At 56.9% G+C, this 15,563-nt stretch carries 14 protein-coding genes; 2 read left to right on the top strand and 12 right to left on the bottom strand.

The window, feature by feature from the left end; genetic code table 11:
* Positions 1-19 precede the first annotated feature (19 nt).
* Genes BLR09_RS02850 through BLR09_RS02830 form a run of 5 tightly spaced genes read right to left on the bottom strand, consistent with a single transcriptional unit; the run spans position 20 to position 7,103 of the window.
* Positions 20-1,696, bottom strand: a complete 1,677-nt coding sequence (locus tag BLR09_RS02850) for a DUF885 family protein (protein WP_093197434.1) — start codon at positions 1,694-1,696, stop codon at positions 20-22.
* Complete coding sequence (locus BLR09_RS02845) at positions 1,693-3,912, bottom strand: S9 family peptidase (protein ID WP_093197432.1); 2,220 nt, start codon at positions 3,910-3,912, stop codon at positions 1,693-1,695. Before BLR09_RS02845 ends, BLR09_RS02850 begins: the two co-directional genes overlap by 4 nt.
* A gap of 43 nt (positions 3,913-3,955) precedes the next feature.
* Positions 3,956-5,191 carry an NAD(P)/FAD-dependent oxidoreductase gene (locus BLR09_RS02840; RefSeq protein WP_093197429.1) on the bottom strand — a complete coding sequence of 412 codons (1,236 nt, stop codon included), beginning with the start codon at positions 5,189-5,191 and terminating at the stop codon, positions 3,956-3,958.
* Positions 5,188-6,192, bottom strand: a complete 1,005-nt coding sequence (locus BLR09_RS02835; protein ID WP_093197427.1) for a 4-hydroxyproline epimerase — start codon at positions 6,190-6,192, stop codon at positions 5,188-5,190. Before BLR09_RS02835 ends, BLR09_RS02840 begins: the two co-directional genes overlap by 4 nt.
* Positions 6,192-7,103: a dihydrodipicolinate synthase family protein gene (locus tag BLR09_RS02830; RefSeq protein ID WP_093197424.1), complete on the bottom strand. Its 912-nt coding sequence runs from the start codon at positions 7,101-7,103 to the stop codon at positions 6,192-6,194. The genes BLR09_RS02835 and BLR09_RS02830 overlap by 1 nt, the downstream gene beginning before the upstream one ends.
* A 130-nt stretch (positions 7,104-7,233) precedes the next feature.
* Between BLR09_RS02830 and BLR09_RS02825 the strand changes: the two genes are divergently transcribed.
* A complete protein-coding gene (locus tag BLR09_RS02825) occupies positions 7,234-8,088 on the top strand; it encodes an AraC family transcriptional regulator (RefSeq protein ID WP_093197422.1) in 855 nt (284 codons plus the stop codon).
* Positions 8,089-8,185: 97 nt separating this feature from the next.
* On the opposite strand, the gene BLR09_RS02820 is transcribed toward BLR09_RS02825, so the two are convergent.
* The 7 genes from BLR09_RS02820 to BLR09_RS02785 form a co-directional block, all read right to left on the bottom strand.
* Entirely contained in the window at positions 8,186-9,565 is a 1,380-nt protein-coding gene (locus BLR09_RS02820; protein WP_093197419.1) for an alkaline phosphatase, read from the bottom strand.
* Positions 9,566-9,629: 64 nt separating this feature from the next.
* Positions 9,630-10,829 (bottom strand): GTP-binding protein, encoded by a 1,200-nt coding sequence (locus BLR09_RS02815; RefSeq protein WP_093197417.1) that lies wholly within the window; start codon positions 10,827-10,829, stop codon positions 9,630-9,632.
* Between the two features lie 80 nt (positions 10,830-10,909).
* The gene (locus BLR09_RS02810; protein ID WP_093197414.1) at positions 10,910-11,509 is read right to left on the bottom strand and encodes a 3-keto-disaccharide hydrolase; all 600 of its coding nucleotides are present in this window, start codon (positions 11,507-11,509) and stop codon (positions 10,910-10,912) included.
* A 46-nt stretch (positions 11,510-11,555) separates the two neighbouring features.
* Positions 11,556-11,957, bottom strand: coding sequence for a hypothetical protein (locus BLR09_RS25250; protein WP_143011004.1), 402 nt, complete (start codon positions 11,955-11,957; stop codon positions 11,556-11,558).
* An 88-nt stretch (positions 11,958-12,045) separates the two neighbouring features.
* Positions 12,046-12,489 (bottom strand): hypothetical protein, encoded by a 444-nt coding sequence (locus tag BLR09_RS02795; RefSeq protein WP_093197407.1) that lies wholly within the window; start codon positions 12,487-12,489, stop codon positions 12,046-12,048.
* A gap of 111 nt (positions 12,490-12,600) precedes the next feature.
* Positions 12,601-13,491, bottom strand: coding sequence for a dihydrodipicolinate synthase family protein (locus tag BLR09_RS02790; RefSeq protein WP_093197404.1), 891 nt, complete (start codon positions 13,489-13,491; stop codon positions 12,601-12,603).
* An 18-nt stretch (positions 13,492-13,509) separates the two neighbouring features.
* Positions 13,510-13,962 (bottom strand): cupin domain-containing protein, encoded by a 453-nt coding sequence (locus BLR09_RS02785; RefSeq protein WP_093197402.1) that lies wholly within the window; start codon positions 13,960-13,962, stop codon positions 13,510-13,512.
* Between the two features lie 91 nt (positions 13,963-14,053).
* Here BLR09_RS02785 and pdxR point away from each other — a divergent pair, with 91 nt between their 5' ends.
* Positions 14,054-15,514: a MocR-like pyridoxine biosynthesis transcription factor PdxR gene (gene pdxR / locus BLR09_RS02780; protein WP_093197399.1), complete on the top strand. Its 1,461-nt coding sequence runs from the start codon at positions 14,054-14,056 to the stop codon at positions 15,512-15,514.
* Positions 15,515-15,563 lie beyond the last annotated feature (49 nt).

The following is a 15,563-nucleotide window of genomic DNA, read 5'->3' as shown; positions in this document are numbered from 1 at the left end:
GGTGCTTTCCCGCGCGGGTTCAACGGCCGTCGTAAAAACGCCACCCGGCCTGGTAATCCGGCTTCAACTTCCGGTCGGTAAGGGAAGCACGGATCAATTCCACCGGCAGCGCGTTCAGGCGCATGATGGCGTCGTGAAAGGCCCGATCGGTCATCTTTTTGCTGTCTACCAGCTCTTTGTGCAGGGCGTAAAACTGCAATCCGCCCGTCATGTACGCGAGCTGATACAGCGGCGGATAGTTGCCGGCAAACGAGCGGCGTACTTCCCCTTCGGCATTGGCGCGTTCGTGCCCGACGCGGTCTACGAGAAAGTCCACGCATTGCTGCGGCGTCCAGTTGCCCAGGTGGAAGTTCAGCGAAAAGATAATCCGGGCACAGCGGTGCATGCGCCAGAAGAGCATGCCAATACGGTCTTCCGGCGTTTTCGCAAATCCTTTGTCCCACAGCAGCATCTCCCAGTACAACGCCCAGCCTTCGGTCCAGAACGGCGTGTCGAAGTTGCGGTAGGTTTTGTACCGGTCATTCATGAAACCCTGCAAATGATGCCCGGCAATCAGTTCATGGTGTACCGTCGCTTTTGAAAAATGCGGATTATTTCCCCGCATACTCATGAGTTTGTCGGCATGCGCCATGCCCGAAGTCGGATACGAAATGATGATCTCTTCTCCGCCTAGAAAGAAGGGATTGACCAGTTGCCGCTCGGGTGACATCATGCTCATCCGCCAGGTTTCCTCGGCGACCGGCGGAATCGTGATGAGGTCGTTTTTCTTCAGAAAATCGATGGATTCGTTGTACAACCGCAGAATCAGCGCCGGTTGCTCGCCCGCCGGGACATAGCTGTTCTTGACTTTTTCCTGGGCGGCTTTCCAGTTGTCGCCGAAGCCCATTTCGCGGGAAGCTTTCAGTAATTCCTTGTCACACCAGGCAAATTCCTTGTTGGCGATGTCGACAAGTTCTTCCGGCGAATAGGGAATGTACTCGTAAGCGAGTTGGCGGACGAGTTCCTCCCGACCGGCAGCAATGCCTGTAATTTCCTTGCTGTCAGCCGGTTCGCGTACCTCTGTCGGGTCGAAACTCCGGCCGTAAACGGCAAGTTGATCGTACAGATACTGGTACGGCTTTGCTACCCACCAGGTAAAATCAGGGTCGTAGTCGTAGTAAAAGGTGTAAACGCTCTTTAGCGCTTCCCGCAATCCCTGAGCTACCCGACCGGCCCGCTGTGCGAGTTTTCCCGGAAGAGGTGTTTTATTCGCCGCCTTGGCCGCGTCAACCTGCCGGCTGAGGCGATCGAGTTCCCGGGCGATGGCGGGGCCGTCGACCGAAAGCCCCCGTCGCCGCCGTTTTTCCATCACATAAATAGAATCCGCAAAGGGAAACCGCTCTTTTACCTGCTGGTACTCAGTGGCTTCCGTTTCCAGTTGCTTCAGGTCTGCTTCGAGGTTTCGTTTGAAGAGTACGTAGTCAACCTGCTGATCAGTGGGCAGTTTCGCGAAATTCAGCTTTCCGAGCCGGGCAAGGTAATCCCGATCCAGTTGCCTAAACCTTTCGCAGCGTTCGGGCGACTGCTGTATGATATAAAAACGGCGGAGGCTGCCCCGGTCGGCCTGGTATTGCGTGAGGATCGACGGCGTATCGTCCGACTGCGCACCGGCACCCATCGGCGCCGCAAGGATCAGGGAAAGGAGAAGTCGCTTCATGGATTCGGAATAAGGGCGTTCCAGGCAGGAGGTTGAAAACCAAGGAGATGGCGGACGAAAAAGTCACGACGTTTCCGCTCCCCGAACGCACCGCCGGAGGAGTGGCCTACGCCCGGCAGGACGACCAGGTCAAAGTTCTTGTTCGCTTTGATGAGCGCATCGGCAAACTGGTAGGTCGACGACGGATCGACGTTGTCATCCATCTCTCCGACCAGCAACAGGAGTTCTCCTTTCAGCTTTCCGGCGTTGACAACGTTGGAACACTCGGCATACTGCGGGCCGATCGGGTACCCCATCCATTGCTCGTTCCACCAGATTTTGTCCATCCGGTTGTCGTGGCAGCCACAGGAGGCGACGGCGACTTTGTAGAAATCGGGATGAAAAAGAAGCCCGCCGGCGGCGCTTTGCCCGCCCGCTGAGGTACCATACAAACCTACCCGTGACAAATCCATCGACGGATATTTCTGCGCCGCTGCTTCCATCCATTTGATCCGGTCCGGAAAACCGGCGTCCTTCAGGTTTTTCCAACACACGTCGTGAAAGGCCTTGGACCGGTTGGAAGTACCCATGCCGTCGATCTGAACGACGATAAAGCCGAGCTCAGCGAGTTCGTGCATCGCCGTAAACGTCAGAAACGACTTGGGCACAAAGGCACTGTGCGGCCCGGCGTAGATATTCTCGATCACCGGGTACTTTTTGGATGGATCAAAATCTGTCGGCCGGATGATAATCCCCCAGATATCGGTTTGCCCGTCGCGGCCCGTTGCCGAAAATACTTCCGGCATTTTCCAGCCTGCTTTTTCGTAAGCGGATATATCGGCACGTTCGAGTTCGCGGATAACCGAGCCGTCACTCAGCCGCCGCAGCACCGTGACTGGCGCCATATCCGCCCGGGAATAGGTATCGAGAAAGATACTATCTGCCAGGGTGATACTGTGATTGGCGGGTTCGGGCGTCAGATCCGTCAGACCGGTTCCGTCGAGCTTAATGCGGTAATAATGAAGGAGATAGGGGTCTTCTCCTGCGTTGCGGCCGGAAGCGGCGAAGAGGACCGTCCGGCTTTTTTCGTCGACATTGACTACACGACGAACGACCCATTCTCCGCGGGTAATCTGCTTTTTGATCTTTCCCGTTTTTCCGTCGAAAAGATAGAGGTGGTTCCAGCCGTCCCGTTCGGAGGCCCAGACGATCTCGGCGCCGTCTCCCAGGTCTTCCCGGTACTTCTTGCCGCTGTAGTCAATAAACGTCGGACTTTTTTCTTCGATAATCGCTCTGACGCGACCGGTGGTACCGTCTGCTTCGAGTACCCGGTATGTCTGATGACCGCGTTCGTTGAATTCGAAGGTAAAAGCCCGGCCGTCTTTCCGCCATTCCGGCCTCGAGAGGCTGAACTGTTCCCGGAAAAGACTCATATCCAATGGAATAGCCCGCTTGTCGTCAACCAGAAACAACACCGGCTGATGCACCGGAAGCGCGTCTCCGGGTTTGAGGTAATTCCGGGTTTCGAGTTTGGGCTGAAGCTGATCGGCGGGAGAAGAACGGATCAGGTAAATCTGATGCGGCGTATTCTTCCGGATTTTGACGGAAACGAGCTTGCGCGAATCCGGCGACCACCGGATATCACCCGAATAGTATTCTCCCGCTGAGCCGTCAAAGCTCAGGGGCGTTTCCGTTTTGGTTTTCTCCGACCGGATGACCACGTTGTACTCCCGGATAAAGGCAGAATAACTGCTGTCGGGGGAGTAGACAGCCCTGCGCCCGGTTTCCTCGTCCCGATCCCCCCAATACCGGGCTTCCGGTATGTTCCGGAGTTTCCGGAGCTGGTCTTTTTCCGGCGCATACTGCCAGACGGCTCCTGAAGCGGTAAACTCGAACCCTTCCCGCACCGGAGTCAGTACCCGGAAGGGCAGGCGATAGGGATCGGTTTTTTCACCGGTCGTCTTCTGCCAGACCGCGGCGAGTCGCGCTGGGTCAAAGGCCGGTTGGCGGCCCTGTGCGTCGCCAACCAGCCATTCCGTACCCTTCGGAGTCTGGACGTTGTACAGAAAAGCCTGCCGGCCGGGAATAGCCGACGGCGAGGCAGGAATATACAGCGCCTTATCCTGTACCTGATCGCGCAGGCGGTCTGCTTTTTTGTACCGGTCGACGACCTGCTGGGCACGGGCGGCCGATAGCGCCGCCAGCATCATCGGAATCAGGTAAAACGTTCGTTTCATAGCGGCTAGAGGAGTATAATGGATGAAGCGTTATTCTGACACGTTAAAACCGGTCGGGCCGGAACGGCGCCGGGTCTACAGCCTGTAGCCCGGATGTAAGCAGTTGCGCAACAAGCTCGCCGGTGGCCGGACCCAGGCTGAGGCCCATCATGCCGTGGCCGGTGGCGAGGACGACGTTTTCCCACTCCGGCAACCGGCCGATGTACGGCAGTCCGTCGGGAGAACAGGGGCGAAGCCCGCTCCATACCTGCTTCGTCGGTGGCGCAGGTACGTCAAAATCAGGATAGTACTGCCGCAGGGCCTGGTGAATACCCCGCACGCGGTTGGGATTGACAGTCAGGTCCGTACCGGCAATTTCCATGGTACCGGCAAAGCGTATTCCGCCCGCCATGGGCGTAGCGGTAGCCCGCGCTTCCAGCAGGATAGCCGGTACCCGGAGGTCGGGTGCGCCGGTTGCCCACTCAAAACTATAGCCCTTACCGCCCTGAAGCAGGAGGGGGTAGTTGAGGAGGCGCGTCAGTTCGGGCGACCAGGCCCCGGCAGCAACGATGATATCATCTACCGGAAAAACAGCTCCACCGGCTTCGATACCCGCCACCCGGGAGCCATTTCGCTGAAAACCTGTTACCGCGGCGTCCTCAAAACGAACGCCCCGTTGTTTGAGGCCGGCGACCAGCGCCCGCATGACTTCTCCGGGCGTGACGTGCGCATCTCCCGGAAAATACACCGCACCCCGTACGTTTACCCGGACATTGGGTTCAAGTGTCTGTACCTCAGTGGCAGACAGTACTTTCGCTTCGATACCTGCCCCGTTCGCGACTTCGGCTTCGTGCCGCATCTCCTTTTCAGCGCTCTCCGTTTTGTAGAGCATAAAGAGGCCGTTTTCGGTCCAGGTGAAGCCGAGGTCTTTGGCGAGCTGCCGGTAGAGTTCCTTGCTGCGCAAACTGAGATCCCGCAGGGCAGGAATCGAATGCGCTACGTGCTCGTCATTGGCATGCCGGTAAAACTGCCAGCCCCAGCGCAGCAGCGCCGCATTGAGGCGTGGTTTGATGTAAAACGGGCTGGTCGAATCGAACATCCAGCGCAATCCCTTGGCGATCATGCCGGGCTGTGCCAGGGGTATGATGTGACTCGGGACGATCATACCGGCATTCCCGAAGGAGCAGCCATCGGCGATCGGCCCGTCGTTGAAAATCGTTACCTGCCGGCCTTCCCCGACGAGGTACCAGGCGGCGCACAGGCCGGAAATGCCGCCGCCGATGATGCCGGTTTCGCTCATAATACCTGAAATCCGTGGCAATACGGATCGTCTTCGTCGAGAATAAGGTGGTTGTATCCGTGAATCAGCGCCCAGCCTTCAATGCTTGGTACAATGGCCGGCCGGTCGCCCAGTTGTGTCTCCGCTTCAATCCGTCCGTTGAAAATCGATCCGATGATACTTTCATGGACGAAGGTATCGCCGGGTTTCAGGAGGCCTTTGGCATACCATTGCGCCATACGCGCGGAGGTACCGGTACCGCACGGAGAGCGGTCGATCGCTTTGTCTCCGTAGAAAACGGCGTTCCGGGCAGTAGAGGTAGCGGCAAGAGGTTTCCCCGTCCACAAAATATGGCTGAGGCCGCGGATGGTATCGTTTTCAGGGTGAACGAAGGTATGCGTTTCGTTGAGGCGCTGCCGCAGTACCCGCGCCCAGGAGATGAGCTGGTCGGCGGAGTAGTGTTCCAGCCCGGGGAAATGGGCCTGCGGGTCGACGATGGCGTAAAAATTACCGCCGTAGGCGACGTCCACCGTCAGCTTTCCGAGATCCGGGCAATCCACCTCAATGCCTTCCGCTGCCAGGTATGACTTAACGTTCGTAATCCTGACCGATTTCACCTTCCGGCCTTCCTGTACATACTCCGCGCGGACCAGGCCGGCGGGTACTTCCAGATTCAGCACACCGGGCGTTTTCGGCGTAATGAGGTTTTGTTCAATGGCGACCGTCACGGTACCGATCGTGCCGTGCCCGCACATGGGCAGGCAGCCGGAAGTCTCGATGAAGAGTACGCCCGCGTCATTGGCAGGATCAGACGGCGGGTAGAGAATACTCCCCGACATCATGTCGTGGCCCCGGGGTTCAAACATCAGCCCTTTCCGGATCCAGTCGTATTCCCGGAGAAAATGCTGACGCTTCTCGCTCATATTCGCCCCTTGCAGAAAGGGGATGCTGCCCCCTGTGACAACCCGCACGGGATTGCCACAGGTATGCGCATCAATACAAAAGAAATGGTAGGCTGCCATTATGCGGGAGTCAGGACGGGACGGGTAGCGAGCGCCGATTCAATGATACCCAATACCCGGGCACGTTCGTCGCCGATCAGCGGCAGGCGGGGTGCGCGGACGTATTCCGATCCGATACCCGTCAGCGTTGCCGCCAGTTTGATATTTTGAACAAGTTTGGGGTGAATGTCGAGTTCGAGCAGGGGCATGAACCAGGAGTAGATGGCGCGGGCTTCCTCGATTTTTCCGGCTACTGCCAGGTCATACAATACGACGGTCTCTTCCGGGAAGGCATCGACCAGGCCGCCGACCCATCCGTCAGCTCCCAGTACGATCGATTCGAGCGCCAGGGTATCTACGCCGCCGAGAAGTTTGAAGCGGTCGCCGAATGCGTTCCGCACGCGGATGATATTGGTGATGTCACGGCTTGATTCCTTGATTGCCTGGATATTGGGAAGTGCCGACAGCTCTTCCAGCATCGGAATCGTAATCGCGATTTTGTAATCAAACGGATTGTTATACAGCATGATAGGCAGGCTGGTCGACTGCGCTACCGCCGTGAAAAAGGCTACTGTTTCCCGCGCATCCGCATAATACCGCATCGGGGGAAGGAGCATCAGGCCGTCGGCGCCGTTGGCTTCGGCTTCCTGCGCACAAGCAATGGCTTCACGGGTGGATTGCTCGGCGATGTTGACGAGGGTGGGTATACGTCCATCGCCTACTTTCAAGGCGCGTTCCAGCAGAGCGACCTTCTCGGGGCGCGTCAGCGTACTGGCTTCTCCGAGGGAGCCGCCGATAATGAAACCCTTTACGCCAGCCTGGACCTGGGCGATTAGGTTTTTTTCAAAGAGATCGAGATCCAGCTCATCGTCCGCGGTAAACGGGGTGAGCAACGCAGGGTACACACCCTGCCAGTTGACGGCAACGTTCATATTCGGGATATTTAGGAATATCAAAATTCGGTAATAGGAAATTAGGATTCATCCCAAATAATGATCGGCTTTAATACTTTTTTCACTACTTTTCGAAAAAATCAGGAAATAGGGCAGTAAATTTATACCAATGAAACCGCTTTTATTCCGCGTTCCGGGGATCGACCACCGCTCGTTTCAGGTGCAGGTCGACGACGGCCCCGTCTTTTACGAAAAACTGCATTTCCACCCCGAGCTGCAACTTACCCTGATTGGCGAAGGGGAGGGGACGCTCGTGGTGGGCGACCGCATCGACCGTTTTCAGCCTTTAGACCTGCTGCTGCTCGGCAGCAACCTGCCGCACGTATTGCGCAGCGCGCCGCCGGAACCGGGAAGCCGGGCCGTGTCCACGTCGTTCATGTTCCGGACGGAACCGATGGAGAAAGGTATTCTAAGCCTGCCGGAAACCGGTCATCTGGCGCAGTTGCTGTCGGAGGCCCGACAGGGCGTGCGCCTCCGCGTCGGAGCGGATGACGCGCTCGTGGCAAGGTTCCGCGAACTGCCGGCGCAGCGGCCGTTTCTTCAGTTGATTTTTCTGCTGGAAGTATTGGATGTGTTGTCGCATAGCCCGGACCGGGAGCTGCTGTCCCGTACGTCTTACGAACGCCCCGCCCGACCCGGCGACCACCAGCGGCTGGAGAAGATTTTCTCCTTTATTTTTCAGCACTACGCGTCTCCGATTTCATTGGAAGATGTATCGAACGTCGCGAACCTCACGCCGGGAGCATTTTGCCGGTTCTTCCGCCAGCATACGCGCAAGACGTTTTCACACCTGCTGAATGAAGTTCGGATCGAGCATGCCTGCCGGGCGCTGCGTGAATCGGACGACAGTATCAGCCAGATCGCGTTCCAGTGCGGATACACCAATCTGTCCAATTTCAACCGCCAGTTCCGGGAAATTTCGGGTATGTCCCCGACGGAGTATATCAAGACGTATCGGATGTGAGGCGTGCTTTTAGCGATAAGCTATAGGCAATAAGCGGTAAACCCGGATATGCGAGCTTGCCGCCTACAGCCTATCGCTTACAGCTTATTGCCTATTCCTACCCCTCATTCTTCACCCCCGTTGCCCGCAGCATAAACGTATGCAGATCAGTATTCTTGACGAAAGGCGGGAGTAGCTCGCTGCCGGGGCCGACCATCGCCAACTCTACAAAATCGGCCGAGTGATCCTTGCCGGCCCAGCCGACGGACGTATGCGCGACCTGCATCGCTGCCAGCTTCTGGAAAGGCAATTTACGGGCGTTGTATACGCCGGATTCGTCGAGGTGCGTATAGTTTTCGAGAATAGCTTTCGCTTCGTCGGGTTTCAGGACGATACCCTGTTCGGCTTCGAATAGCTCCGTAATCCGGGCCGGCGTGTCTTCCCGCGTGATTTTATTCAGAATCCAGTCGTTCGTATGCCGGAATTTCTGAATGCGATCAAAGTTGACGTTGATATTGCCTCCGCCGCAAAGGCCCGGGTTGCTGTTGCCGTGATCGGTCGTGATGATGACGAGGGTATTTCCGTCTTTCTCCGCAAAATCCAGGGCTACTTTCAGCGCGTCGTCGAAGGCAAGCTGCTCGTTGAGCAGGCCGCCGATGTCGTTGGCGTGCGCCGACCAGTCAACTTTCCCGCCTTCTACCTGAAGCACAAACCCTTTCGGATTCCGGCTGAGGCGGGCCAGGGCTGTTTTGGTCATTTCGGCGAGTGTCGGAATGGTCTTTTTCAGGTTTTCATCCTGCTCCCGGTCCAGCATATAAGGCAGACCATCGGGATGGAAGACGCCGAGAATAGGCTTGTCGAACGATAGCTTCAGCATTTCATCCCGGTTTACCGCGACCGAGAAATCCTTGTCCCGGAAGGCTTGAAACAGGTCCCGTTTGTCTTTCCGGGTTTCCTTGCTGAAAACGTCCGTTCCCCCGCCCATCATCACGTCAAAACGTAATGTGAGATACTGGTCGGCGATGTCTTCCATGCTGCCGCGGCTCTTGCTGTTGACGCAGAACCCGGCCGGCGTCGCATGGGTAATGGGTACGGTCGTCACGCAGCCGACAGACTTGCCGGCGGCTTTGAATTTCTGGAGAATAGGCCGGTAGACTTCGCCGTTGGCTCCGACATTGAGCGAGCCGTTTGGCACCCGGACTCCTCCGCCCCAGGACGAGCTGGCGGCTGCCGAGTCGGTCACCAGCGACGAGGCTGAGGCAGTATCCATCAGGGCGCGCCTCGCTTTGTTTTCCCGGTAAAGGCCGAGCCAGTGGGTACCGTGGCCTTCCCTCCGCTGGCGGTAGAGATCAGCCATGTTGAGGGTGCCGGTGCTCATGCCGTCGCTGACGAGGAAAATGATGTTCCGGGCTTGTTTCGTTCCGGCCTGAACCGAGGCGGGAACCGCCGTTGCGATCGTTGCCAGCGTACCCTGGCGGAAAAAGTCTCTGCGTTTCATTGCAAACTGTAGAAGTGATTCCGGAGGAAATACCCGATAAGGCGAAAAAGAGACTAAGGTCGGCTCAAAAAGTGGGAAAAGGATCCCGGAATCGTACGCCGTTTTCCATCTGCCGGATTTCAGCGGCAGTGCACAAACAGGTTTCCAGCTCTTTCCGGATTCGGGGCTCGTCGAGATCCTGCCCGATGATGACTAATTCGTTGAGGCGGTCTCCGAAACGTGCGTCCCAGCGACTCCGGATCAGCTCCCGGTTTTCCCGGTAAGCCGGGTGAAGCGCCCGTTCGGTATCCGGAATAGCCGCCCACCAGGTTCCGGCCGGCTCCGCCCGCAGCGAACCGCCGGCCTGCCCCCAGTTGAGCGCCTGCTCCGGACGGGAAGCGAGCCAGAACAGACCTTTGGAACGGATGACACCGGCGGGCCAATGGTCGGACAGGTACGACCAGAACCGCCCGGGATGGAACGGGCGGGCATCCCGGAAAACAAACGACCGGATACCGTACTCTTCCGTCTCCGGCGTATGGTGGCCGCGGGTGAGTTCCTGTTGCCAGGCTTCGGTACCGGCCGCTTCCTCGTGATCAAAAAGATGCGTATTCAGCAACTCTGTCGGGTTGATGGCTCCGAACGACGTTTCAAGGATGCGCGCACGGGGGTTAAGCTGCTGAAGAATGGCTTTTGTTTCACCCAGCTGAAACGGGGAAACCAGGTCGGCTTTGTTCAGAAGAATGACATTGGCAAACTCAATCTGATCCGTCAGGAGGTTGACAATCGCCCGGGTATCAGCCGGATCGTCGCTGTTGAGGCGACGGGAGCGAACAGTATCGGCAGAGCCAAAGTCCTTCGGAAAGTTAAAGCAATCCACAACCGTCACCAGCGTATCCAGGCGACTGAACCGCGACAGGTCGATCCCCGCGGCTTCGTCCAGATAACTGAACGTTTGCGCCACCGGCAGCGGTTCGGAAATGCCGGTCGATTCAATCAACAGGTAATCAAAACGGTTTTCCCGCGCCAACTTTTCCACTTCCAGCATCAGGTCTTCCCGCAGGGTGCAGCAAATGCAGCCGTTGGACATTTCGACGAGCTTTTCCTCTGTCCGCGATAACGTGTTTTCGTCACGCACCAGCCGGGCATCGACGTTTACTTCGCTCATGTCATTGACAATCACTGCTACCCGCAGCCCGTGCTTGTGGTGCAGGATATGGTTGAGGACGCTCGTTTTCCCGGCGCCGAGAAAGCCGCTGAGGACCGTCACAGGTAATTTTTCCATCGTACCGCGTTGTTTATTTGCAACATTGTTGCAAATAAACAACAAATGCAACGTAGTTGCATAAATGCCGTCTGGAAAATTCAGGGCAACGGTTCCAGGACCAGATCCTTATACCAAACCTGCGCTTTACCGCCGCCGTGAATTTGCAGGGCAATGCGACCGTTTCGGGGAATGGACGGATCGGTTTCGGTGTAATCGACAGTCTCATGTCCGTTGAGGCGAATCCGGATGCGGGGGCCTTCGCAGCGGATTTCATAGTCGTTCCAGTCGTCCGGATGAAGTATACGGCTGATCAGCGCAGTATCCGGGGCGGCGAGGGTCTTGTTCCGGCGGGATTCGTCATATAAGCTACCCCAATAGCCTTTGCCGAGATCGGCCTGGTAGCCGGTCATTTCGTAGTCCGGCTTTACGGTACGCTGGCTGCGGAACTGAATACCGGCGTTGACAAACCCCGTACCTTTCAGCTTGAAGCGGAGGCGGAGTATGAAATTACCGAACGTCTTGTCAGTAGCCAGAAAGTAATTGTGCGGAACGGTTTCGGTCAGCGACCCGCCGGTGATGGACTGCTCTTCAATCCGCCAGGTATGCGCAGTATCTCCTTCCCAGCCGGAGAAGGACTTGCCGTCGAACAGGACCAGCGGAGGCAGCGCAAGAAGCAGCAGGGCAATATAGTTACGCATTGATTCAGAGGTTTTTCCGTGAAGAAACGGTTTTTCCTCCGAAAAATCACTTCGAAACCAGCGACAGGCCGAGGTTCACAATCAGCACAAGAAGGCCAGCCGCAAAAACGCCCGCAATCCACAGAATATACTCGGTTATCCCGAACCAGTTGAGGGAATGGAGCGTCAGCAGGGCGATGGTACCGGCCAGTGTCAGAACGAAATGTACAAGCGTAAGCATCAGCTTCGGCTCGCTGCCCAGAAACTGGATGAGCTTATAGGCGACTGCTCCCATCAGAAAAAGTATTGCCGCGAGTTCAAGCGACGTGCGACGGGATAAAGCGAAATAAGTACTTTCTACCTCAAAGCTGAGTACATGATGCGGCACAACAAACGCCAGCACAAAACAAAGTGCCGCGAGGATAGCGGAAGGGTATTCGGGACGATGAAACACGGAGCGTTTACGCAAAAGATGGAAGGTGCAAGCTACGTTCACCGGCTGCTCCCGGCAAGCGTAGGGCCGGAATTTTCAAAGAAAGACGATGCCGGAGGTCCGATCAATTCTCTTTCCGTCGGAAAAGAAGGCAAATAAGACCGTTGACCAGCAATAGCAAGAATCCGGCGACAGGTGCAAGGGCCAACAGGAAAAACCAAAGCGAATGATATGCTATCTGGTTTGTCAGCTCCATAGTCGAGAATTTTGGCCGCTCGGGTTCTGGAAAAGTCAGGAGATAGATACACCCTATCGCCGTCAGCGCCAGGTGAAGCGATGTCAGGATCGGCTCCGGCCGGTAGCCGAAACGGAGCAGCAGCGAGTACACCAGGACACCGACCAGGCAAAACAGCAGGCATACCTGCAGCAGAAAGATCTCGTTCAGCACCAGATAGGTATCATAGAGCTGAATATCAGGAGTACGGTCGTGGAGCAGCAGTGCCAGGAGGCCGCATACGATGGCTAGTCCCCAGCAAAAGAGGGTAGGTCGACGAAGAAGGTTGGGCATAGGCGTACGTGGATCGGAACAGCAAGGTAAACGTAGCAACCCTGACCGGCAAATCCTGCCTGTTATGCATGTGTAAAATTCCCCGGAGCCGGTCCCGCTCCGGGGAAAGAGCTATCCCAGCGATACGTTTTCTGCCGAAAGCAACTGATCCAGCTCCTGAACCTCTGTACCCGTCAGCGGTGTCAGTGGGCTGCGGAGGTATCCTCCTTCGATACCCTGCCATTTCAGCCCCGCCTGTATAGCGCGCGGCAGGCCCTTTCTGACGATGAACTCCAGGATAGGATATTGGCGGTAAAATACTTCCCGGGCTGCTTCCGCATCGTTGGCCAGTACGGCCTGATACAGCAGACTGTTCAGTTCCGGGATCAGGTTCAGTGCGGCGGTGCACCAGCCTGCGGCTCCGGCGGCAAAAGCCGCAAGGGCCAGCGGATTCGAGCCGTTGAAAAAGGCAACTTCTTCCCCGAGTACCCGTCGCAACTGCTGCATGCGCTGGATATCGCCGGTACTTTCCTTGATCATCGTGACGTTGTCGATCTCGAGTAGCCTCCGAAGCAATGCCGGCGACATATCAAGCCCGCCGGTCGCCGGGTTGTTATACGCCATAATCGGAATCGAGATGGCGCGGGCCACGGTTTCGTAGTGCCGGAAAATCTCGTCGTCCGTCAGCTTCCAGTAGCTCATCGGCAGAATCATCACGGCAGCAGCGCCGGCGTTTTCGGCAAAGCGGGCGTGGTAAACCGTTCGTTCCGTTGTCAGGTTGGAGACGCCGGCGAGGACAGGCAAACGGCCGTTTACCTGCTGCAGCGTAGCTTCGAGTACCGCTTCCTTTTCCTCGTCTGTCAGGTAGGGAAGTACGCCCGTACTACCCAGCGGCGCGATTCCGTGCGAACCGGATACTACCAGCCGCTCCACCAGCGAGCGAAACAGGGGTATGTCGACCCGTTCGTACCGGTCGAACGGGGTAATCGGATAGGCAATCAGGCCTTTTAATACAGGAGTCATAGTTGTTGGGGAGAAAGGTCAGAGATCGCGGCCTTCTTCTTCGCGGAGGGCAACGCCCAGATTCTGAAGCTGAGGCGCATTTTCACAGGCAATGTACCGGGCCGGTTCGGTCTCGCTCATGTTCTGGTGCCGGTGCCAGGCCCAGCTGGGAATGTAAACCGCGTCGCCGGCTTCCCATTCCACCCGCTGCCCTTCAATTTCCGTGTATCCCTTTCCTTCGATGACATACAATACCGTTTCATAGGTATGACGGTGACGGTTGGTAAGCTGGCCGGGAAGCAGACCGCCGATGGTCATGCTGACGTTGCGCGTTGGTAAATCGACAAAGAAGACCGGATGCTTCCGTTCCGTCGAAAACTGCTCGTGCTCCAGCGAGCTTTCAACCCGGCGGTGAATGAGTTTTTCGACTTTCCGGTAGACGGGACGGGCGAAGGTTTCGTGGAAATCCTTCGAAGAAAAGGCTGTCTTCATGTGCTTGAAAAGTTTTAGGCCCAACTGTCTGGACGCCACAAAACTGTTCGATCTTTGGACCGTTTAAATCCTCCAGTTTTGATTAAAACAGATGGTCCAGTCTCTTCGCTCGTGGAAACTTCAGCTGGTGCTTGATTTCCGCAGTCATACCGCCGTATTTCTTCAGATTGCCGATGGTATTATCGCCGAAATCCGGAAAGGGCGCCTCCAGCCCGGAATGCCGCTGCCGGGTAGCCGGGTATTGGCCGGCGACCTGGGCGTCAACCGGAAAACGGTCGTCCTGGCATATGAGGAACTCCTGGCCGGCGGCTGGGCCGAATCTTCATCAAGAAAGGGCACGTTCGTTTCCCGGACACTTCCGGATTGGGTACTTCCGGAAGAGCAGCCTTCTGCCGGAAATGCAGTCCCCTTTGCCTTCAATGCTTTCGAGACGCTGCCGCTTAGCGATGCCGGACGCGGCAGTATTGTGTTTGACGACGGGCTTCCCGATGTCAAACTGGCCCCGCTTGACGAGCTGGCCCGCGCCTACCGCCGGATTTTCCGCCAGAAAGCCCGCTGGAGAATGATGGGCTACGGCCATGAAAAAGGAGAACCCAAACTGCGGGAAGCCCTCACCCGAATGCTTCGCCTTGAACGGGGTTTGCAAACTGTCCCGGAAAACCTCTGCGTCACCCGCGGTAGCCAGATGGCACTATACCTGGCAGCGATGACGCTGGTTTGCCCGGGCGACAGGGTAGTGGTGGAAGATCCGGGATATTCGCCGGCGCGGGAAGTATTCCGGCAGGCCGGCGCAGTACTGATTCCTGTGGCGGTCGATGCTTCCGGAATCCGGACGGATGACCTGGAATCAATTTGCCGTCAGGGGCCCATAAAGGCCGTATATGTGACGCCGCACCACCAGTTTCCGACGACGGTAAGCCTCAAGGCAGATCGCCGGATGCACCTGCTCCGGCTTTCCCGGCAATATGGCTTTGCGGTGGTGGAGGACGATTACGACTACGAATACCATTTCGGACTACGGAGCGTACTGCCGCTCGCCAGCCTGGATCCGGATGTCATCTACATCGGATCGCTCAGCAAACTGATTGCTCCCGCCGTCCGGATTGGCTACCTGACGGGCCCGGTTCCGTTTGTTGACGCCGTCGCCGCACTCCGGATGCGGATCGACCGTCAGGGCGATACCATCATGGAAAACGCCGTTGCCGAGCTGATGGACGAGGGGATCGTCTCCCGGCATACACGGAAGGCGTTTTCCGTTTACAGCCGGAAACGCAGTCGCATGGAGGCGCTGCTGCATCAGTACCTGGGTGATCAGGTTATGGTGGGACGGCCTGAAGGCGGACTGGCATTCTGGGTGCCGCTGCGCACACCGCTGTCTGTAGACGACCTGGCGCGGGCAGGCGTTCAGGTCATTGATACGCGGAGATTTTGGTTTTCGGGGGATGGCCCCCCCGCGCTGCGGCTCGGCTATGCTTCACTGACGGATACGGAGCTGGAAGACGGACTCCGCAGAATTGCGCTCGCCCTTTCCGCGAAAGACAGAAAAAGTTAATAAAAAGGTAATGTGTATTTTTAACTTATAGCATACATTTGTTTAGTAT

The organism is Siphonobacter aquaeclarae, from assembly GCF_900103285.1.
GTDB lineage: Bacteria > Bacteroidota > Bacteroidia > Cytophagales > Spirosomataceae > Siphonobacter > Siphonobacter aquaeclarae.
Note: the sequence above shows the minus strand (reverse complement) of the source record. Positions and strands in the feature narration are given on the sequence as shown.

What these genes read in the sequence shown, in the direction of transcription:
- BLR09_RS02850 (WP_093197434.1), bottom strand. Translation starts at nt 1,696, where the DNA reads ATGAAGCGACTTCTCCTTTCCCTGATCCTTGCGGCGCCGATGGGTGCC.
- BLR09_RS02810 (WP_093197414.1), bottom strand. Translation starts at nt 11,509, where the DNA reads ATGCGTAACTATATTGCCCTGCTGCTTCTTGCGCTGCCTCCGCTGGTC.
- BLR09_RS02840 (WP_093197429.1), bottom strand. Translation starts at nt 5,191, where the DNA reads ATGAGCGAAACCGGCATCATCGGCGGCGGCATTTCCGGCCTGTGCGCC.
- BLR09_RS02790 (WP_093197404.1), bottom strand. Translation starts at nt 13,491, where the DNA reads ATGACTCCTGTATTAAAAGGCCTGATTGCCTATCCGATTACCCCGTTC.
- BLR09_RS02825 (WP_093197422.1), top strand. Translation starts at nt 7,234, where the DNA reads ATGAAACCGCTTTTATTCCGCGTTCCGGGGATCGACCACCGCTCGTTT.
- BLR09_RS02795 (WP_093197407.1), bottom strand. Translation starts at nt 12,489, where the DNA reads ATGCCCAACCTTCTTCGTCGACCTACCCTCTTTTGCTGGGGACTAGCC.
- pdxR (WP_093197399.1), top strand. Translation starts at nt 14,054, where the DNA reads ATGGTCCAGTCTCTTCGCTCGTGGAAACTTCAGCTGGTGCTTGATTTC.
- BLR09_RS02785 (WP_093197402.1), bottom strand. Translation starts at nt 13,962, where the DNA reads ATGAAGACAGCCTTTTCTTCGAAGGATTTCCACGAAACCTTCGCCCGT.
- BLR09_RS02830 (WP_093197424.1), bottom strand. Translation starts at nt 7,103, where the DNA reads ATGAACGTTGCCGTCAACTGGCAGGGTGTGTACCCTGCGTTGCTCACC.
- BLR09_RS02815 (WP_093197417.1), bottom strand. Translation starts at nt 10,829, where the DNA reads ATGGAAAAATTACCTGTGACGGTCCTCAGCGGCTTTCTCGGCGCCGGG.
- BLR09_RS02820 (WP_093197419.1), bottom strand. Translation starts at nt 9,565, where the DNA reads ATGAAACGCAGAGACTTTTTCCGCCAGGGTACGCTGGCAACGATCGCA.
- BLR09_RS02835 (WP_093197427.1), bottom strand. Translation starts at nt 6,192, where the DNA reads ATGGCAGCCTACCATTTCTTTTGTATTGATGCGCATACCTGTGGCAAT.
- BLR09_RS02845 (WP_093197432.1), bottom strand. Translation starts at nt 3,912, where the DNA reads ATGAAACGAACGTTTTACCTGATTCCGATGATGCTGGCGGCGCTATCG.